Source organism: Nitrosophilus alvini, assembly GCF_015100395.1.
GTDB classification, from domain to species: domain Bacteria; phylum Campylobacterota; class Campylobacteria; order Campylobacterales; family Nitratiruptoraceae; genus Nitrosophilus; species Nitrosophilus alvini.
Window position 1 is genome coordinate 589,763 of record NZ_AP022847.1, and the last position, 20,547, is coordinate 610,309.

The 20,547-nt window shown below is 34.4% G+C and carries 19 protein-coding genes; 8 read left to right on the forward strand and 11 right to left on the reverse strand.

The window, feature by feature from the left end:
- The first annotated feature begins 1 nt into the window (after window position 1).
- Entirely contained in the window at window positions 2-406 is a 405-nt protein-coding gene (locus EPR_RS03115) for a hypothetical protein (protein ID WP_200763824.1), read from the forward strand.
- Window positions 407-412: 6 nt separating this feature from the next.
- Complete coding sequence (gene flhB / locus EPR_RS03120) at window positions 413-1,465, forward strand: flagellar biosynthesis protein FlhB (RefSeq protein ID WP_200763825.1); 1,053 nt, start codon at window positions 413-415, stop codon at window positions 1,463-1,465.
- Window positions 1,466-1,472: 7 nt separating this feature from the next.
- Here the strand turns inward: flhB and EPR_RS03125 are convergent, their stop codons facing one another.
- Genes EPR_RS03125 through EPR_RS03145 form a run of 5 tightly spaced genes read right to left on the reverse strand, consistent with a single transcriptional unit; the run spans window position 1,473 to window position 6,132 of the window.
- Window positions 1,473-2,996 (reverse strand): GGDEF domain-containing protein, encoded by a 1,524-nt coding sequence (locus tag EPR_RS03125; protein ID WP_200763826.1) that lies wholly within the window; start codon window positions 2,994-2,996, stop codon window positions 1,473-1,475.
- Window positions 2,993-3,457, reverse strand: a complete 465-nt coding sequence (locus EPR_RS03130; protein ID WP_420827466.1) for a MotE family protein — start codon at window positions 3,455-3,457, stop codon at window positions 2,993-2,995. Before EPR_RS03130 ends, EPR_RS03125 begins: the two co-directional genes overlap by 4 nt.
- Window positions 3,420-3,839 carry a hypothetical protein gene (locus tag EPR_RS03135; RefSeq protein ID WP_200763828.1) on the reverse strand — a complete coding sequence of 140 codons (420 nt, stop codon included), beginning with the start codon at window positions 3,837-3,839 and terminating at the stop codon, window positions 3,420-3,422. The genes EPR_RS03130 and EPR_RS03135 overlap by 38 nt, the downstream gene beginning before the upstream one ends.
- Window positions 3,840-3,842: 3 nt before the next feature.
- Window positions 3,843-4,910 (reverse strand): flagellar brake protein, encoded by a 1,068-nt coding sequence (locus tag EPR_RS03140; RefSeq protein ID WP_200763829.1) that lies wholly within the window; start codon window positions 4,908-4,910, stop codon window positions 3,843-3,845.
- A gap of 10 nt (window positions 4,911-4,920) precedes the next feature.
- Window positions 4,921-6,132 (reverse strand): tetratricopeptide repeat protein, encoded by a 1,212-nt coding sequence (locus tag EPR_RS03145; protein WP_200763830.1) that lies wholly within the window; start codon window positions 6,130-6,132, stop codon window positions 4,921-4,923.
- A gap of 146 nt (window positions 6,133-6,278) precedes the next feature.
- Here EPR_RS03145 and EPR_RS03150 point away from each other — a divergent pair, with 146 nt between their 5' ends.
- The 6 genes from EPR_RS03150 to EPR_RS03175 all read left to right on the forward strand — a co-directional run bounded on the left by EPR_RS03150 (window position 6,279) and on the right by EPR_RS03175 (window position 11,568).
- Window positions 6,279-8,219, forward strand: a complete 1,941-nt coding sequence (locus tag EPR_RS03150) for a motility associated factor glycosyltransferase family protein (RefSeq protein WP_200763831.1) — start codon at window positions 6,279-6,281, stop codon at window positions 8,217-8,219.
- A gap of 55 nt (window positions 8,220-8,274) precedes the next feature.
- Complete coding sequence (locus EPR_RS03155) at window positions 8,275-9,132, forward strand: flagellin N-terminal helical domain-containing protein (protein WP_200763832.1); 858 nt, start codon at window positions 8,275-8,277, stop codon at window positions 9,130-9,132.
- A gap of 101 nt (window positions 9,133-9,233) precedes the next feature.
- Complete coding sequence (locus tag EPR_RS03160; RefSeq protein WP_200763833.1) at window positions 9,234-9,602, forward strand: flagellar protein FlaG; 369 nt, start codon at window positions 9,234-9,236, stop codon at window positions 9,600-9,602.
- 8 nt (window positions 9,603-9,610) lie between these two features.
- Window positions 9,611-10,963, forward strand: a complete 1,353-nt coding sequence (gene fliD / locus EPR_RS03165) for a flagellar filament capping protein FliD (protein WP_200763834.1) — start codon at window positions 9,611-9,613, stop codon at window positions 10,961-10,963.
- A gap of 9 nt (window positions 10,964-10,972) precedes the next feature.
- Complete coding sequence (gene fliS, locus EPR_RS03170; RefSeq protein WP_200763835.1) at window positions 10,973-11,341, forward strand: flagellar export chaperone FliS; 369 nt, start codon at window positions 10,973-10,975, stop codon at window positions 11,339-11,341.
- On the forward strand, window positions 11,314-11,568 hold the full coding sequence (locus EPR_RS03175) for a hypothetical protein (protein WP_200763836.1): 255 nt from the start codon (window positions 11,314-11,316) through the stop codon (window positions 11,566-11,568). The genes fliS and EPR_RS03175 overlap by 28 nt, the downstream gene beginning before the upstream one ends.
- Before the next feature lie 12 nt (window positions 11,569-11,580).
- Here the strand turns inward: EPR_RS03175 and EPR_RS03180 are convergent, their stop codons facing one another.
- The 6 genes from EPR_RS03180 to EPR_RS03205 all read right to left on the reverse strand — a co-directional run bounded on the left by EPR_RS03180 (window position 11,581) and on the right by EPR_RS03205 (window position 20,539).
- On the reverse strand, window positions 11,581-12,519 hold the full coding sequence (locus EPR_RS03180) for a flagellin N-terminal helical domain-containing protein (RefSeq protein ID WP_200763837.1): 939 nt from the start codon (window positions 12,517-12,519) through the stop codon (window positions 11,581-11,583).
- 69 nt (window positions 12,520-12,588) lie between these two features.
- Window positions 12,589-13,932, reverse strand: a complete 1,344-nt coding sequence (flgK, locus tag EPR_RS03185) for a flagellar hook-associated protein FlgK (RefSeq protein ID WP_200763838.1) — start codon at window positions 13,930-13,932, stop codon at window positions 12,589-12,591.
- A 52-nt stretch (window positions 13,933-13,984) separates the two neighbouring features.
- Entirely contained in the window at window positions 13,985-14,344 is a 360-nt protein-coding gene (locus EPR_RS03190; RefSeq protein ID WP_200763839.1) for a hypothetical protein, read from the reverse strand.
- 9 nt (window positions 14,345-14,353) lie between these two features.
- Entirely contained in the window at window positions 14,354-16,192 is a 1,839-nt protein-coding gene (locus tag EPR_RS03195; protein ID WP_200763840.1) for a diguanylate cyclase, read from the reverse strand.
- Between the two features lie 10 nt (window positions 16,193-16,202).
- Entirely contained in the window at window positions 16,203-18,014 is a 1,812-nt protein-coding gene (gene glmS / locus EPR_RS03200) for a glutamine--fructose-6-phosphate transaminase (isomerizing) (RefSeq protein WP_200763841.1), read from the reverse strand.
- Window positions 18,014-20,539, reverse strand: coding sequence for a [protein-PII] uridylyltransferase family protein (locus EPR_RS03205; protein ID WP_200763842.1), 2,526 nt, complete (start codon window positions 20,537-20,539; stop codon window positions 18,014-18,016). The genes glmS and EPR_RS03205 overlap by 1 nt, the downstream gene beginning before the upstream one ends.
- Between the last annotated feature and the right edge of the window lie 8 nt (window positions 20,540-20,547).

The following is a 20,547-nucleotide window of genomic DNA, read 5'->3' on the forward strand; positions in this document are numbered from 1 at the left end:
TATGAGAGATATACTCCCGCCGGTTTTTGAAGAGGGATTGAAACATTTTAACGGTACCGATATCCAGTCTCTGGTTATTATTACGGTTTTTCTCACTGTGGTGGTTATATTTTTTATAGTTGTAGCTGTTTATTATTCAATAAAAAGAGAGAAAAAAATAAAAAGACGTTTTATTCATGTTGCTAAAGAGAAAAATCTTGAAGAGTTTGAGAGTGAGATTTTATGGCTTTTTGCAAAAAAAGCAAAAAAGAATCCTTTACATGTTTTAACAATGGAAAAAGAGTTTGACAGCGCAATGGTCTTTTTTTTAAAAAAATATCCTGATAAAAAAAAGTTTGTGGATAGTCTGAAAGCAAAATTGGGTTTTGATATCGGTGCACTTATTCAAAGAATGAGGAAAAAATAGTAAAAGATGGCTAAAGATCCAAGTAAAACCGAAAAAGCCACTCCCCGGCGCCGGGAAAAGGCGCGTGAAGAAGGGCAGGTGGCTAAAAGTCAGGATATACCTATTTCTGCATCTTTACTTGTAGTCTCTTTGCTGTTGATTTTTTATATTCCCTATGCATATGAAAAGCTGTTTGAACTTTTCAGATATGTTTTTGCAAATCCTCTCCATCTTATAGTCAGTACAAATAAAATGACCCTTACGGAAATATTGAAAATTATGGGTATACTGATTTTTCCTGTGTTTTTGGCACTGTTTGTAACAGGATTTGTTTCAAATATTGCTCAATTCGGTTTTCTTTTTACACTGAAGCCGATGGTGCCTAAACCCGACAAAATAAATCCTATATCAGGGCTGCAGAGGCTCGTATCACTCAAGACACTTTTTGAACTTGTAAAGAATTTGCTAAAACTTTCGGTTGCTGTAATTATCTCATATTTTCTTGTGAAGTTTTTGTTGGCAGATGTATTTAGATTCTATTCCGTTTCTGTCAACCAGGAGGCATATTTTCTTGTCAAATATACGCTTATTATGATACTCGCTTTTGCAATACTCTCAATTCCCATTGCCGTTATAGATTATATGTTCAGAAAACATGAATATGAAGAGAATATAAAAATGAGCAAACATGAAATAAAAGAGGAACACAAACTTTACGAAGGAAATCCCCAGATAAAATCCGCGATAAAAAGAAAGCAACGAGAGATGAGCATGATGCGTATGATGGCAGAGGTTGCCAAAGCGGATGTTGTCATTACCAACCCTGAGCACTATGCTGTTGCACTCCAATACAAAAGAGGTCAGATGCAGGCTCCAAAAGTTATAGCAAAAGGAAAAGATAGAGTAGCTCTTAAAATTAAAGAAGTGGCAATAGAACACAAAATCCCTATAGAAGAAAATCCGCCATTGGCAAGGTCACTATATTCTACCTGTGAAATAGGAGATTTTGTTCCGGAAAATCTTTATCAGGCAATTGCAAAAATTTTGGCAAAAATATACAGAAAAAAAGGTGTTGTATAATCGTTGTTTATTCTGCAAGAACAACCCTGTTTCTTCCGCTCTCTTTTGCAGTATAAAGAGCATTGTCCGCTTTTTTTATTATTTCATCGGCATCTTTTTCCATCTCATAAGAAGCAACACCAAAGCTTGCCGTAACCCTTCCTATTTTGTCAAATTTATGGTTTTCTATCATAGTTCTTAATTTTTCTGCAAGCTGTTTTGCGCCATATAAAGTTGTTTCTGGTGCCAAAACAATAAACTCTTCTCCACCCCATCTGAAAAAGTAGTCACTTTTTCTCAGCCCCTGTTTTAATATTTTAGATATGGTTTTTAATACATAGTCTCCTGTATCATGACCGTAGGTATCGTTGATTTTTTTAAAATAGTCTATATCCATAATAATCAATGAAAGAGGCCTTTTATATCTTTTTGAACGCTCCATTTCTCTTTGTGCAACTTCATAAAATTTGTTTCTATTATATACTCCTGTGAGTTTATCAGTGACTGCAAGAAGTTGAAATTTTTCCTTTGTATGGATTATGTAAAATACAAAAGAGAGCAGGACGATTATCAGGATATTTCCCATTGTTAAATTATGTAAAAATGCAGATTCAAAAACGGAAAAGGTTGTGTCTTTTGAATAGGATATCAGATAACCGATTTTATTGTCTTTCTTTGAAAAAGATGAAGATATAGTTATAAATGTTACTATAAAATAGTTGTCTCCAGCTTTTACGGCAACTGCAAAATCTTTTCCTTCTTTCATTTTTTGAGCCGCAATGTTTTTAATTTTTAGATTTATTTTGTGTATTGTTTCATTTTTTACTCTTCTCCTATCAGTTTTCATCGAACTCTCTTCATAAAAAAACTCTCTTCCGAAATCGCTTTGTATGAAGAGTTTTTTTCCGAGTTTAAATACTCCGGAAGAGATTGCATCTCTTTTTATTATAAATTCATATTCCAAACCGAACAGTTTTGAGAGCTCCTGTTTTAAAACATTAAAAGATACATATGTTTCAAGATTTGCGATAAATTTATCTTTATAGTATAGGGGGAAAATATATTTAAGACCGGCTTTTTCTTCAATCGTATCACTGTTCTTTTTTTGTAAAATAGAGTCAATACCGTTTTTTTTGAAAATCTTGTCGCCGTATTTGTACGGTTGGTGAAGTCTGAGAAAAACCGTTCCGTCAGGAAAATATAGCGTAAGATAATAAAATCTGTATCTTTTTAGGAGTCTGTAAAGAGGTGTCAGGTCTTTTAGGAGTTTTTTTCTGATATTATCGCGTATATTTTCTTCGGAAATATATGCACGATAGACTTTTGATGTTATATCTTTGTTTTGGTTTATCTGTTCACTTAAAAAACCCGCTAGCATATTGTATGCATTTGCGGTTGCTTTAAACTGCGAGCGTAGAATATCTGCTTTTTGCTGGAAATATATATCTATTTTTTCCTTTTTGTCTATAGAAAGATAGAAAAATAGAAGTATATTTAAAATAAGATAAACAATAAGAAAGATAGAAATTTTTAACAGAGGTTTAAAACTCATTTTTCTCTTTTTTCCAGTTTTTTAAAATCTGTTAGAATTTTGACTATTTCGCTTACTCTTTCGGGCTCCACATAATTAAGTGCTTCTCCCGCATTTTTTTCTTTCATATTGTATAGAATGTATGCGGCTTTGGAAGGGTCTTCGATTTTGGACAATTTTTCTCCTGCCATTTCGGGTTCCATTTTTTCAAAAACTTTGGCTAGTTTTTTATACCTCTCTTCTTTTGCTTTTTTAAACTCCTCTCTCATCTGTTTTTTTTCCTGCTGTACGAGTTTTTTCTCTTTTTTGATCTCTTCAAGCAGATTTTGGTTTTTTTCAATCTCTTTTTGTACATAGTTTTTAAGTTCGAGAAGTTTTTTGATTTGGGTCTCAATCTCTTTTTGCTGGGGTGTTTCTGCTGAAACAGCCGATGATAGCAAAATACTAACTACCATAATAATGTTTGCGCGCATACGTTTCATCTGCTGCAATATTTTCCCTTTCCGTCTCTTTTAGTCGTTCATTTTTTATGTGACGATTGATATATTTTTCGATACCTTTTTTTTCGGCAAGATGTTCGGACATGATAACTTTTTTGTTTTCTATCTGCTTTTCAATAATTTTTATTTCATATTCTGTTTTTTTTATTTTTTTTAAAATAGTATTTAAATAGTTATTAGTAAATTCCATTTCCAGTGGAGTTTCATAATTTTTATTATCTGCCTCTGTATATATTTTTTTAAGACTCATTTTTTTTTCTATCAGTCTTTCTTTTTTTATTGATAGAAGTTTAATATCGTTTTGTATAGCATTTATTTCAAAAACTTTCTTTTTTAAAAAAAGTTTTGCTGCTCTGCTTGCCATCTTTCACTGCTTTTGTGACCTGGCAAGTTGTGCCAGTTTTTTCTGTTCTTTTTGGATATATTCGAAAATTTTCTCCTTTTCTTTTTCTTTTATATCCGTAAATTTAAGTCCAAGACATATTGCTGTTTTTCTTTCGTCTTTGTTTTCGATACTTGCTTTTAGATCGTAACTGTTGTTTTCAAGTTCAAATTTTAACAAGACATTTTGCCCGATTCCCGTCTTTATCTCTTTTGAACCATCTTTTGGAATACAAAATTTTACTCCTCCTACACTTATATCGAGTATTCTGCCTATATGCCAGACAATCTCTTCTTTGCCGTCTACCGTAATGATATCTCCTATCATAGCGGGTATGTCGGTTTCGATTCTTGGAAATTCTCTTCTTTGTGTTCTTGACATCTCAAAAGTGTGGGGTAGTTTTACAACTATCTTGTTGTCTTCTTGTAAAACTTCAGTTATTGGAGATTCAAGGTTGTATATCGCATCTCCTTTTCTTAAAAAAGTTATTTTTACCGGTCTGTTTTCATCTATTTCTGATCTGCTTTTTAGACCGATGATAAGCCAATACATATGCTTTTCGTCTTTATCGTAAAGAGCTACGTCATATGCTTTTTTGCCTGTAATCATTTTGCCGTTTTGAAACATCTCTATATCTTTTGAAAGGGTAAGCGGAATGAAGTTATATATTACATTAAATCCTAGCTTCTTTCTCATGTCCTGCACTAGTTTTTCATCGGGATTTGGATGAGTGTGAATATAAAGATCCACTACTTTTTCAAAAGGTGATTTGAATTCTATAACCAAAAGAGGATCTCTACCCATTCTTTTCGAATAATCCCATAAGATTTTCGCCTCTTTTTCCGTTAGACCTTTATCTTCGGCATATTTAAAAAAATAGTTGTGAATATGTTTGGTTTTCAAAAATTTCTGCATTAGCAAACCACCGACAAAAATAATAATAACTGCAAGAATAAAGAATATAATAATGAGTATAGATGTCAGATCAGTATGTATCCAGTTTTCTGAAGCAAGTTTCAATGTCTCAAATCTTGAAAGGGGCTTATCATTCACATCTGTTCCTTTATTTTGTCAGTCTGTAGTAAAGGCTTGATACTTCTTCTTCTCTTTTAATTTTTTTTGCTATATCAGCTATATTATACAAAATATCTCTGTCTATGGGATTTAGTGTTGCTGCAGTATAAAAAAAACGAAAAGCTGTATCCAAATCCTGTTTTATAAAAAAGATTATTCCAAATATATTATAAATAGGCGCGCCTTTATAAACAGACAATATATCATTTAACGTATGTAGTACATCAGATGCTTTTCCTTGTTCAACAAGATTTTCAAGCTCTTTTACAAGTTTTTCGGTACTTTCTATCTTTTCTTTGATATTATGACTTTCCTGTGAATCGAGGCCCTGTTTTTCAAGAAGTTTTTTTGCCTCGTCGAAAAGGCCCATATTGTAGTAAGCATCTATAAGTTTTTTTAGACTCTCTTTGTTGTGGAAACTCAAAAGTGCTTTTCTGTAAAATTCGGAAGCGTTGAAAAAGTCCTTGAATTCAGATAGTTTGTCTCCTATAAGAGTGTATACCGTAGCGTATGCGATATTTTCGTTTTTCCAGTTCAGGTGCACAAAAATATCCTCTTTAATATCGTATTTGTTTAAAATTTCTCTCAGAAGTTTGCTGTTAAGGCTTGTGTCGGTGAATGTTTCATAAGCGTAGTTTGTTACGAAACTTAGCTCCGATAGAGAGAGTCGGAGATTTTTTATATTTTTGTATAAAAACGCATAGAATGAAAATTCGTCGTAATCTTTTTCGAAAAATCCGTATCTGTCAAAAATCTCTTTTTTTGTCATTACTCCCCATTTTGGAATTTCGTTTTCGATATTGAGTGTCTGTAACAGTTCAGACTCTTTCTCTTCCCAGCTGCTGTGATTTACAACTCTCTCTTCTTTTCGGGAATTTATTATTATTTCGTTTGGATAGATGATATCGGTATCTTTCTCTTCAAGTATTTCGATATACTCTTCTATAGTAGAGTCTTCAAACTGTGTGGCGTTATCGATCCAGAGTAGATAGTCGCCTTTTGAGGTTCTGATCATTTCGTTTCTTATATCTGCTTCGTTTTTGCTTTCTGTTTTCAAGACTATGTTTTTTGGTATATCGAGAGGATTTAATGATATCACTTCATAGATGTTTTCCAGGTTTTGAAGAATAGACTCTTTGCATCTGCTATTTTCTTCACTCTCAGATATACTATTTATTACGCAGAGGGAAATTTTTTTCATTTTATATATACCTTTTTACTGAATTACACAAATTTTATCCAAAATAGTTTTGTAGTTTTATAAATACTATTTTGAGTATAATACAATATATTTTAAAGTCGATTTTCAATACAGAAAATTTACGAAAAATTGCGGGAAGGAATGAAATGCGGGCGCAATATTTGAAACAGTTTAAAAAGAATATGAAACATATCAAAAAAAACAGCCCTGAACTATATAGAAAGCTGACTTCGACCGGATATGATGAAAAATGGAATATCCATATTCATGAAGCAGACGGAAAACTCAATCTTTTACTTGACGGAAAACCTTTATATGAAATAGATATAAAAGAGCATAGTATTATAAATGTTGAGAATTTTGTAAACAGATTTTTGCAAAAATCGAAAACCCATGTAGATGTTTTTATTAATACAACCGAATATTTTAGGGAGTCTTTGCATTTTAAACTGTTAAAAAAAGTTGACAGCCTCTCTTTTGACAAAAAATTTTATACTTTTGAAGAGGGGAAAGATAGTGAAAAAGTTATTCATCTTCTCGTGGTTTATGGTGTTGGATTTGGATACCATATTAAAGAGTTGCTTAAAAAGATAAAGGTGAGAAATATTATTTTGGCGGACTTGGATATCGAACTTATCAGACCTTCTCTTTATACAATGGATTGGGAAGAGGTGTTTAAAGATACTAACGTAACCATAGCATACGGCAGGGATGAAAAAGTTCTTGCCAAAAATATTATAAAAGAGTTGAAAACAATAAACGAAGTATATGCCGGAATGTATTATGAGTATCCTCTTTATGAGAGCAGAGTTTTTAAGCAGGTGATGCAAAATATCAGATATGAAGAAGATGAGGTTATAAGAGGGTGGGGTTTTTTCGAGGATGAGATAATATCGCTTGAGCATACGTATCAAAATATTGAGAAAAAACCGCCTTTTTATGTTAGAAAAAAGAAAATAGATAAAGATACGCCGGTTTTTATTGTCGGTTCTGGGCCTTCTTTGGATAAAGATATCGAAACGATAAAAAAATACAGAGACGATGTAGTTATATTTTCATGTGGTACGGCTTTGAAGCCTTTGGTAAAAAACGGTCTCATTCCCGATTATGAATTTATTCTTGAGCGTCTTAAACCTCCTTATGATGCTCTTTTGAAAACACTTTCCAAAGAAGAGCTGAAAAAACTTTCTATCATAACAGTTAATCTTGCATATCCAGGTATATATGATCTTGGCGGGGATAAGTATATGGTTTTAAGAGTAGGAGATGCCGGCAGTTTTATATTTGACGAAGATTATTACTATCTTGTGAATACCTCTCCAACCGTCACAAACCTGGCTTTTTCATTTGCTCTGAATATGGGTTTCAGACAGATATATCTTTTTGGAGTAGATCTTGGTTATAAAGATGAAACAAAGCACCATTCTAAATATTCGGTTTATTATGCAGATAAAGAATTCAAAAAAGAGAAAGCCGATATATATAGGGAAGTTGAAGGAAATTTCGGTGGATACGTAAAAACAGACAGGATTTTTGACGCTACCAAAACTTCATTGGAAAGAAATATACGCCTCTATCCCGATGCCTATGTCTATAATGCGAGTGATGGTGCCAAAATTGAAGGTGCTATACCTCTTAAAAGTAATGAAATAAAGCTTGATCGCAAGTATATAAAGGAAAAAGTGAAAGAGATAATCGAATCAAATTTTGACAGAAATTTTTTCCATGATAAAAAAAATATGGAAAATCTGAGAAAAAAGAGAGACGAAGTAGGTAAATATTTTAGCGATTTTATAAAAGAGTATAAAAAAACATTTATGAAAAAGTCACAAAATATAGATGAAGTATATGAAAAAATGGAAGAACTCTATAGGATTTTGGCAGAGGATATTTATGAAAAAAGCTATTCGCTGTGGACTCTGATCAGAGGTACTGTCTATTATGCTTTAACTATAGCTCTTGTAGCATCGCTTAGGGTACCTGAGGGTAAAAATAGGGTAGAGTATTTTGATGAAATTTTTAATGAAATCGGTCTCTTTCTCGAGAAGGGTTTCAAAAAATATTTAGAAATTGTGCAAAAGAGCTAAAAAATTTTTTCGAACCTCCGATAATAAAATTGTAAAAAAAATCAGGAGGTCCGAAATGGCACTACGAATCAACTACAACTTTCAGTCTGATTTCACTCATGCGAATATGCTAAAGACTGAACAGGCAATGAACAAAAGTATGGAGAGATTGGCAACAGGCTTTAGAGTCAACAGGGCAGCAGACGATGCAGCCGGCCTTTATATAGCCGACCAGCTCAAAACTTACGCTGTTTCCCTTGATCAGGGTACAAGAAACGCGCAGGATGGTGTGAGTATCGCTCAAATTGCACAGGGCTCTTTGAGTGAAGTATATAACATCTTGAATGATGTTAAAGCCAAAGCCATCCAAGCCGGTAACACTACAGACGCAAATTCCAGGGGTAGTTTGCAAGAAGACATCAACAAACTTGTGGATGTTATAAGCAAAATTTTCAGTGATACTGAATTTAATGGGACAAGCCTGTTTGATGCAGCTGCTACTGGTACATTTACTATTCAGTATGGCGGTAGAACAGGACAGACACTAAGTCTTAAGCAAGCATTGGCGACTGCATCTGCAGGTGCTAATTCAGGTGCAGCTTCTTCTGTTACTATAGGAGCAACTGCATATACAATAAATGTTACAACTTCTACAGATGCACAACTTGCTATCAGAGATGTAGATAGCCTTATCAAAGCGGTTGACAAACTTGCTTCTAACTATGGTTCAAAGCAGATAGAGCTTGAAAAGATTATCTCAAACAACGAAACTCAAAGAGTTAATACTTCCGATGCGGAAGGAAGAATCAGAAACGTTGACTTTGCAAAAGAGATGAGTGAATTTACCAAAAACAACATCTTGATGCAGTCTGGTATGAGTATGCTGGCTCAGGCCAATCAACAGTCTCAGTTGGTACTCCAGCTTCTAAGATAATTGCAAAAGAGGAGAAATCCTCTTTTGTGATATAATTAATGATGATAAATCATTTGGTCAGAACTTTGGCGTTTTGACCAAATGATTTACAGGAGACTACTATGGATGTAAAAGCCGTCAATTCTACACAAGCTGCACTCAGCATGCAGTCTCAGAATGTGGATGCATATCAAAATGTGCAGAAGGGACAGGATACTCAAAAAGAGAATGAGAGTGAGATTTTCAAAAAGCTGGATCAAAATACCCAAAATGAGATAATCAAAAAATCCATCGAAGACCTCAATAAAAAGATGAGTATGCTAAATTCTCAGCTCAAAATTGAAACAGACGAAGATACCGGCATTCAAGTGGTAAAAATTATAGACAGTGAAACAAAAGAGGTCATAAGACAGCTACCGCCAGATGTTGTACTTAAAATTGCAAAATATATAGATGAGGTAACAGGTATACTATTTAACGAAAAAGCATAGGAAAAATTATGGCAGGTGAAATATATCTGAGCAATCTTAGTGGGCAGTTTGACTATCAGTCTATTCTTGACAAATATCAGGAGTTGAAGAATCAGCAGATTGCTATATTGCAGGAAAAAGAGGCAAAAATTTATGATAAGAAATATTCATATCAAAATTTTTCAGATTTACTGGATAGTTTTAACTCCGCTTTTGAAAAGCTTACAGATACCACAACGTTTGACCAGAAAAGTGTTTTTGTCTCGGATGAATCGGTTTTAACTGCCACTGTTACCGATCCTTCAAAACTTACTGATACAAGTCTCAATATAACATCCAATCAGCTTGCCAAAAATGATGTTTGGCTCTCTCAGGCCGGTGTTTCAGATAAAGATACTACTGCTGTAGCTACCGCTGCCGGGACTATTGAGCTGAGTTATGCCGGAAATGTAGTTGCGACTATAAATTATGATACTGATACTGCTGATACCACACAACCTTCGACTTTGCAAGAGATTGCTGACTCGATAAACAATTCCCAGAGTGATATCAGAGCATCAGTATTTTTTGACGGAACAAATTATAGGCTTCTGCTCTCCGGTGCAGATACGGGAGCTAACAATACTATCACTATAACAGAAACCGGCAGTGGAGATCTTCTTGATCAGCTTCAACTTGGCAGTTCATATACTGCCAGTAATGTTCAGACTGCTCAAAATGCTCAAATAGATATATATGGACAGACTGTTGAGAGTTCCACAAATACTTTTGATAGTGTAATAGACGGTTTGCGTATTGATCTTCTCTCTACTTCCGCAACAGGAGTAGACCTGACAATAAACGAAGATTATGAGCCTTTGAAAACCTCATTGACAGAATTTATAGACGGTTATAATTCTATAGTTGATTTTGTACAAACGTATACAGCAGAGGATGGACCACTTTCAGGTGATTTTACTTTGCAGCAGATAAGATCATCAATTTTTGACAAATTTGATCCTCTGTTTGAAATGGGAGTCTTGAGTGTCGATTATACTACAGGAAAAATCACACTTGACAATACAGAGTTTGACAATCAGCTTCAAAGCGATCCAGATGCCGTTAAAACAAAAATTGATGAGTTAAAGACAGGATTAGGAGATTATCTTAGTTATATTACCGGATATGACAGTCCGATAGAAGCAAAAGATAAAAGTTTTGACAACCAGATAAACAATATAGAAGACTCTATCGAATCTATTGCAAAAAAAATAGATGCAGAGATGGAAAATCTGAAAAAACAGTTTGTATGGTTGGATCAGTTTATGGCTGAAATGAACGATGTTAGGAACAGACTGAGTTCTTTATTGCCAACTTCGACAACAGATACACAGAACCAATAAAGGAAATAGATGACAAATCCTTATGACGTATATGTAAAAAGCAGTGTGGAGACAGCTTCACCTCTGAAACAGGTAATTCTTCTTTATGAGAAAGCTATTTTGACTTTAAAAGAGACAAAAGAGGATATAAAAAAGAACGATCTTAGATCTAAAATTGAACATATTTCGAAAGTGACAGATATTATTAATGCTCTTGACTCTTCTCTTGATTTTGAAAAAGGCGGTGAAATAGCAAAAAATCTCCATAATCTTTATGATTTTATCGATAGATCTTTGGTAACTGTACATGCCAAAAACGATATTAAACTTATTGACGATCTTATAGAAATCCTTGAAAATCTCAAAGAGGGTTGGGAGGGGATAGAATCGAAAATATAAAAAAAATTATAGATGAAGTATTTATCTGTTTGGAAAATGGCGAATTTGAAAAACTGGAAGAACTTGCCATCAAACTGCAAACCATTGATCTGTCTGTACTTACAGAAGAGGAAAAGAAAGATATCTTCTCCTCTGTAAACTCAATAATATCTCTTGTTTCGGAAAAAAAAGCTGAAGTTGCAAATCATATAGAGCAGACACAAAAACTCAAAAAGTTTAAATTTTAATCTCTTTTTTTATTATTTGAAATATTTTAAAAGAGAGAGATCTTTATTCTGTGCAAATGATGCCATTGTTGCTTCATATGCGGTTTTTGCTTTTTCAAGATTTGTTATGGCTTCCGTATAGTCTGCATCTTCCAGTTTAGATATAAGTTCAGAGAAATTTACGTTAAGGCTTTCGTTTTGGGTTCTTAAATCTTCAAGGGTTTTCCCCTGGGAACCTATCAGTGATCTGTGCTGCATAATTGCGTTCAGACCCAGATCGAAAGCATCAAGAATTGTATCGGCGCTTTTTCCGTTTATTGTTACATTTACCTCTCCTGGATTGTGCAATCTTGTCAAATCTCCTGAATTGATAATTTCGCTTATTTTGTCAAGAACTTCAACTATCGCAATTTTCCCTGTATTTTCATTTACACCAAGATATTTATCACCTCTAAATGTTGAATTTAATTCAACTCCTTTTGAAACCGGAACCGTAGTTTCAACTGTCTCTCCCTGATATGTTCCGTCGGCCGTAAAAGGATCAACCTGGGACTTGACTCCGCCGAAAAGTGCGCTATCGCCAATTTTAATATTTGCCTGATTTATTATATAGTCTTTAAGAGACTGGAGATATTCATCAACTATTGCGGCATCCTCCTGATCCAGAACACCAGTATTAAGAAGCCTGACTATCTCTACGCGGGCTTCTTGTGCTGTTTCGGAAATGCTATTCAAAGAGCCTTCGGCAACACTTTGTGTATTTTGTACATAATCCATATTTTTTGCATAACCTTCAAGGTCGTTTTGAAGGGATTTAAAGCGAAGACTTGCAGCAAGATCAACTGTGCTGTCAGAAGGTTTCAATATTTTTTTGCCTGAAGATAGTTGCTGTGTATACTTTTCTATCTCTTTTTGTCTAATCTGGTCATACTTTGTAAAGGTGTTAAAAAGAGATATTTCAGGTACTCTCATCACATTCCTCGTTTTTTTATTTTCTTTCTCTATATATTATCGGCAAATGTAAAAAATTTTTTAGCAATTCTATATCATATTCATTACTGTTTGCAAAAGTTCGTCTGTTACGGTTATGATTCTGGCACTTGCTTCATATGAACGCTGCAGTTGAGTCAGTTTTATCAGCTCTTCATCTAGATTTACACCACTTTTTTCCTGAAGTTTCTGTTCAGCCGCTTCAAGCAGAAATTTATTGTCTGTAAGGGTATTTTGATTGTGAGATGATTCAAAACCGATGGGTGCTACTATTTTTGAATTGTAAAACTCATTTAAAGTCAGTCCATCCAATGCCGCAAAATTTTGCTCTTTTATTGCAAGAAGAGCTTTTATATTTGTATTGTCTGAATTGGTGTATGCAGGATCACTTGCTGCCGCTATAAGTTTTGGGTCTTCAAAAGCTATCTCTATGTCTGAAGCAGCACTGCCGGGAGTAAAGTTGAACATATCCTGCCCAGCATTACCGTTTAGATCAAATCCGCTGTTGTGCTGAGAGTTGATTGCAGTTGCGAACTCTTCTGTAAATGTGTTCAAGGTCTGCATTGTACGGTTCAGAAAATCGATACCTTTTATAAGTCCGCCTATTTCTCCGTTGCCAAGTTCGGAAGTTATATTTATCCCCTCCCATTTTATTACCGGATCGGCATTTGTGTCTATTTCAAACTGCAGAGTATGTGGTTTGTCAAAAAGAACTAGATCAAAACCTTTTGCAGTAGAAACGTTAACTGTTCCGTCATTTTGAAAAGTTATTTTCGTGTCTATTAAGGAACTGAGCTCTTTCAAAGCTCTGTCGCGCTCGTCCATATATTCGTTTACTTTTGCTTCATCAGCATTAAATGCTCTTATTCCTTCATTGATTTTTGCAATTTTTGAAGTCAGTTCATTTATTTTTTGGACTTTGTCTTTAATGAGCAGGTTTGTGTTTTCTTTGGTATCCTGTAGGCTTTCATAACTGGTTCTTATTCTGCCTACAAGTGTTTTGGCCTCTGATATAACACTTTGCCTGGCTGCTAAGTTGTCAGGATTTACTATTACATCATTCATCGAGTTGAAAAATTCATCCAATGCCGTACCAAAGCCGCTGCCCTGAATATCGTTAAAGTTGAATTCTATCTGATCCAAAATATCCTGGTATGCAGTATTACCTGTATATTGCTGATTTATGTTTATCGTTCGGGTAAAAAGAGAGTTGTCAAAAATTCTTTCGGCTCTATTAAGGTAGACTCCGCCGCTGACAACATTTTCAAATACCGGATTTACTCTGCTATATCCTTCCGTATAAACGTTCGTCATATTTTTATTTGTAATATCAATCCCGCGTTTGAAAGAAAGAAGCGCTTGAGAACCTATTGAAAGCGAAGAAAACAGAGACATGGAATTCCTTTTTTATTATTCAAAGCCGATTTTTTTTATTATCGGCAGATATTTAAATTTTTTTATTGAAAAGCCCCTCTTTTTTTGAATGAATTTCTCCTTCTTTAGTATACTGTTTTGTAGAATTTTCTTCAAATATTGATTCAAAAAGCTCTTCTATATAATTTAAATTACTTTGTGCAAGACTCATATTTCTTTTACTCAGCTCATCGATTTTCTCTATCTTTTCCATATACGGTTCGATCTCATTTTTTTCAAAAGCCGCAAGTTCTGATAGAAGCTTCTGCTTTTCTTCGACTGTTTTTAGCAACTCTTCCGAAAGTGTCGAATCAGAAACAGTTTTTATCAAATATCTGTTTTCAAGTTCCAGAAGTTCTATAAGTTTATCTAAAATGCTTTCCAAGTTTTTCATTATTTCCTCTCAGTACTCTTCCATTTCCGGAAAGGTCTCTTTTTCATACTCTACAACCCTGTTTCTTCCTTCCTCTTTTGCCCTGTAAAGGGCAAGGTCGGCATACTTGATAGCTTTCCATAGACTATCGGTGTCTTCCGGAAAAATTGATATACCGATACTTACACTTTTTTCAATTTTTTCAGGACCAACATCTATTTTTTTCTTTTTAAAAGAGTTTCTAATCTTTTCTGCTACAGTAAAAGCACCATTTTTGTCTGTATTGTAAAGCAGGACCATAAACTCTTCCCCTCCGAATCTTACTATAACATCCGAATCCCTTATGTTTTCTTCGATAGTATTGACAAGTTCCTTTATTACAATATCCCCTGCATCATGCCCGTAAGTGTCATTTACCATTTTGAAATAATCTATATCAATCATAAGAATGCCATAAGAAATTCCGCTTCTTTTTGCCTGAGGTATGGCTTTTTTTGCAAATTCGTCCAAATATCTTCTGTTGTATGCTCCCGTTAGACCGTCTTTTAAACTCAGCTCTTTTAGTCTGCCCAGAAGAATTTTGCTTTTGAGAACCGGTTTTGCAGCATCTAGGAAATTGCTGATTTGCGGGATGAGACTTTTTATTCTGTCATATTCTTCTCTGTTTTTACTGGAAAAGGATATGAGTATGCTTATATCATCGTCTATTCTATACGGAAGACACAGATACATTATATCTTCGTCTCCATCAAAACTTTCACATATATGAACCAACTCTTCGGAGCGAACTATATCGTTCACCCGACATGCTCTGCAGCTCTCTATATCATCGTCTGCACTTTTACAGAAACTTTCCGGTTTGGTTATATATATGAGTTTTCTAAAGTTTTGAGAAGAGTTACATTCATAAAAAGCGAAATATTTTATTTTGAATCTCTCTTTCAAAAGTTCCACTATTCTTTCGTATATCTGTTCTTTATCTTTATCTTTTTCTATTATTTTCTTGAATCTATAGATATCCGCCAATTCGTTAACAAGGTTTTTTACTTGTATAAGCGGGTCTTTTGATGTAATAGGGAAGTTTATAAAAATAGAGACGTTTTTCTTTATCTCTTCAAGAGTATGCTCTATCTTTTCGTACAATGTATTTGTCCATTTGGCAATTTCTGCTGTTTCGTCTTTTAAGTCGGTATGTATTCTGTGGCTGTAATCTCCTTCATAGGCTTTTTTCAGCCCTGTTTTCAAAGACTCAAACAGTTTTAGATATGAGTTTGCCAGATAATTGAATATTAAAAAAGAGATGAATGCAACAAAAACTGCTATAACTATAATTCTGATTATTGTTACAATACCTTCCATACGTGTTTGAGCTATGTCAAACTTCATACTTATAGCGCCAAGAACTTCACCTTCTTCTGCATCGTGGCACTTTAAACAGTTAGGGGTTGCGTATGCAGTTGCCGTATAAGGAATGACGACTCTTAGTTTGACACCCTCTTTGCCTTCATAAACCTCGTCTTTGCTTTTTCCTGTTTCAAGTACCTCTTTTTCCAAATCGTTTGTGGGTTTTTCCGAGCCGAATCCTTCGCCAAACTGTTTTATAACATTTCTGGATCTTATAACTCTCAACTCTTCAACGCTTTGGAGATTTTTTATCTGTGAGAGAAAAAAGTCTCTTTTGTCCATAATGTTATTTACCATATGTGCAGTAAGACCATCTTTGACTATATTTGCGATAAGTTTTGATTTTTCCCTTGCATTATCTATGGAAAATGTTCTGAAATTAATAGCAAGAACAATCAAAACCGACAATAAAAGAACAGCAATAATAATACCGTTTAAAACAAGTAGTTTTGTTTTCATATTCATTTTTAAACCTTTATTCCACAGTTACACTCTTTGCTAGATTTCTTGGCATATCCACATCATTTCCGAGTCTTACGGCGATCTCAAGAGCCAAAAGCTGAACAATCAACATCATTTCGAAAAATTCCAGCATAGGATGATTATAATCGGCTGTTTTTATAAAATCATCTGCCAGTTCAAATTCATACGGACTGATGGCAAGTATTGTGGAGTCTCTTGCACTCAGTTCTTCCACATTGCTTTTTATTTTCTCATACAGGATATTTTTTGGCATCAGAGCTATAGTAAAAAGCTCCGGATCGGCTAGAGCAATGGGGCCGTGTTTCATCTCTCCAGCAGGATAGCCTTCGGCATGTAGATAGCTTATCTCTTTTAGTTTTAAAGCACCCTCCAGTGCAAGGGGGAAAAACAGATCCCTTCCTATATAGAAAAAACCGTGTCCATGAAGATATCTTTTGGAAAGCCTTTTAATTTTTTCGTGTAGATGATTTTTAACCACCAATATTTTGGGCGTGTGTAAAATTGCGTCTATCTCTTTTTCAAAAACATTTTTATCGATATTTTTTCTCAAATTGGCTAGATATAGAACAAGCATCCATAAAACCATCATTTGTGTGGCAAATGCCTTTGTGCTTGCTACTCCTTTTTCTATGCCGGCCCTTGTCAGTACGGTTGTATCAGCAAGTCTTACAATGGAAGAGTTGTCCACATTGCAAACGGCAAGAGTTCTCAGTCCCGCTTTTTTCGCTATCTTCAGAGCTTCAAGCGTATCGGCAGTCTCTCCGCTCTGGCTTATAACGATAAAAAGTGTGTTTTTATTCAAAAGAGGCTCTTTATATCTGAACTCACTTGCTATCTCTACTGAGCAGGGGATTTTTGCAAGTCTTTCAAAAAGATATGCGGATGCAAGACCGGCATGATAGCTTGTTCCACAGGCACAGATTTTTATATTTTCTATATTTTCAAAAAAACTCTCGTCAAATTCGTCAAAATCTATACTATCCTGAGTCACTCTACCCATAATTGTTTCACTGACTACTCTGGATTGTTCATATATCTCTTTTTCCATAAAAAATCTATAGCCGCCTTTTTGGGCAAACTCTTTGTCATCTGTAAGTGGAGAAAACTTTATCTCTATAGCTTTTGAATTGCGAAATATTCTTATCTCTTTTTCATTTGCGTATCCATATTCACCATCTTCTAGATAGACTATCTCTTTGGCATGTCCAATAAGAGGCGCATCAGATGATGCGAAAAAAATCTCGTTCTCATCATTTTTTCCAAGAATTAGCGGTGAACCGTTTTTGGCGAAAAAAATAGTATTTGGCTCGGCTTTTGTTAAAAGAAGTATGGCAAAGGCTCCTTTGAGTTTAGCAATTGTCTCTTTGAAAGCCTTAAATGCGTCATTGCTTTTTTTATAATTTTCTTCAAAGAGGTGTATGATAGTTTCCGTGTCTGTCTGGCTTACAAACTGATAACCTTTCTTTTCAAGAGACTCTTTAAGCTCTTTGTAGTTTTCGATGATACCGTTGTGAACAACATAGCTGAATTTTCCCAGATGTGGATGTGCATTTAATTCAGTAGGTTTTCCGTGTGTCGCCCATCTGGTATGTCCTATGCCTATGCCAAATCCCTCTGTTTTAAAATTTTTAGTTTTTCTTTCAAGATTTTCTAATTTTCCGACGGCTTTGAAAACCTGCATATTCTCATTTTGTATAATGGCAATACCGGCTGAGTCATACCCTCTGTACTCTAACTCTTTAAGCCCGTTAAGTAAAATATTTTTAATCTCTTTTTTGCCGATATAGCCCACAATTCCGCACATTAGCCAGAACCTTCCGTAAGTAGTTTCAAAATGGATTCTCTATTATTACAAAAATTTCCGTTTTTTTCTATTAAAAAGAGATCTTTAGCTCTTTTTTTGACTGTGTGAACTTTTGCCGTCGCTATATCAATGCCGAATTTGTCAAACAAAGAGGCTATATATGCAAGAAGACCTTTTTGATTTTTTACATTCAAAAACATGGTTGCATATGTTTTTGAGTGTTCGCAGTCTATCTTTATCTCTTCTCTTTTAATATCCGGTTTTTTCAGTTTTATTTTTTTCTCCATATCGAAAGAGTTTGCTACAATCTGTTCAATATAACCGATATTGCCTATATCGGCTTTTTCAAGAAAATCTATTTTAAAATATTTGATATTGTCAAACAGTTTAAAGACTTCCATTGAGGCAACATCAAAACTGCTCAGTTTTCCCAGCAGATATCCCAGATTAAGCGGAACTTTTCTTATTATCTCAATTGAAAGGAAGTTGTTATTGTTTATTTCGTATTTGAAATCCTCTGTTTCTGCGGCCTTTTTGGCAATCTCAATAATTTCGTTTGTTTTATGTTTAATGAAGAAAAGATTAGATTCTATAGAAAGTATCTTTTTTTGGAGAGTCTTCGGAAGTGACTGGAAGTTACTGTTTCTTTTGAGTGCTTCTTCTTTTTTGATCCTTTTTGCAGTCTCATCCAGAATCTCTTTTTTTGCAAAACTCTCTTTTGCCGCCAGATAGAGTTCTTTCATAAGTTCGGCATTGTATGAATTGTATCTGTTTTTGCCGACTGCATTTATGTCGGCATATGTGAGCAGATAAAGCATATCCAGTATTTTTGGAGTTTTAAGTTTTGCCGTAAAGGAAAAAACCGTTTTTTCATTATAGATATCTTCTCTGTATGCGGTGTTACTCATAAGTGTATGGTATCTGACAAGAGTCGCACCAATTTCGGCAATATCTTCTGAAAAACCGATTTTTTTGGCAAACATTCTTATAAGCTTTGCTCCTACTTCACTATGGTCCTGTTTTCTTCCTTTGCCGGCATCATGTAAAAAGGCGGAGAGTTTTAAAATGGCAAGCTCATCTTTTGAAAGATTTTTCATTAAGTCTTTTAAAAAGGGGTCTTTAACTCTTTCAAGATAATATATAGTTAGCAAAGAGTGTACGTCTACAGGATACTCATGATATCCGTCGAACTGAGGTAGATGTATGATTTTTTTGATAGGTGGAATCAACAGAGGCAGAAGTTTTGTATTGTAAAACAGTGTCAATATTTCATAGATTTTATTTTTGTAAAAGAGTTTTTTGATTCTGTTTTTTATATTTTTGCTGCTTCTGCTGTAGATAGTATTTTTTGCATAATATATAAAACTTGGATCGATTTTTTTAATGTTTTCAATTTTTAATAAAATATCTATCAATTCTGAAATTCTACTCTCTTTTGAATTAAAAGATGCATAGAGTGTGTTGTCACAGAAGAAAATGTTTTTTGTGATTCTTGATTTTCTCAGTTTTGATAAATTTTTTGGATTGTACAAGAAAACTTTTACCATTTTTTTGACAAATATTTGCGTGAAATTGTCTATGGTATGCAGAGCATCGAGAGTTTTGGATACTAAGACCTGCTGGATTTTTGAGTCACTTTTATATCTGATAAGAAGTCTTTTTGAAACTTCCGGTATATATTCCAAAAGGAGTCTGTCCTCTTTCTTGCCTGCGGCAAGATGTATAGCCGCCCGAACCCTAAAAAGCCACTCAAGTGCTATTCTGAACTCTCTATATTCTTCATCAGTAAAGAGTTTGCCGCTAAGGTCTTTGAGAGTTTTTGCGCCATACAGTACATTTGCAATCCAGTAAAGAAGGTTTGCGTCTCTTAGTCCGCCGGTTCCCTCTTTTATATTCGGTTCCATGGAGATAGGGTATTTTGCTCGTCTTTTTTTTGCTTCTTCAATTTTTTCAAAAACAAATTTTTTTCTGTTTTTGCTTCTTATTTTGCCCAGTTCGTTTTCTATTTTTATCCAAAGAAATTTTGAACCGCATATATATCTTGACTCTATCAAAGCGGTTTTTATGGTGTCGTCTTCCATTGCTGCGTTTGAGAGTTCTTTTAAGCTGTGTACCCTGTGACCCAGTTTTAGCCCGGCATCCCAGGCTATATAGAGTATCTTTTCAATCAATGCATTTGTATTGTACCCTTCGCACTCATCATATACTATCATCAGGTCTATATCACTGTAGACACAAAGCTGCTCTCTTCCGTAGCTTCCAAGAGCAACAAGCGTTATCGGTATCGAGTTGCTCATCGGTGTATATATTCCAAACATTTTTCGTACGGCAACTCTGTATATGGTATTTATTATATTATCCACATGTCTTGTATGCCTAACGAGAAAATCTTTTCCCTGCGTCTCTTTGAAAAGCTCGTCCAAAGAGCCGAAATAGTTCTTTATATATTTTCTTATTGCTTTGGATATTTCAAGTTCAGTTGCATTCTTGTCCAAAAGGTCTTCTATGTTCTCTTTAAGTGTCATTATGTTAC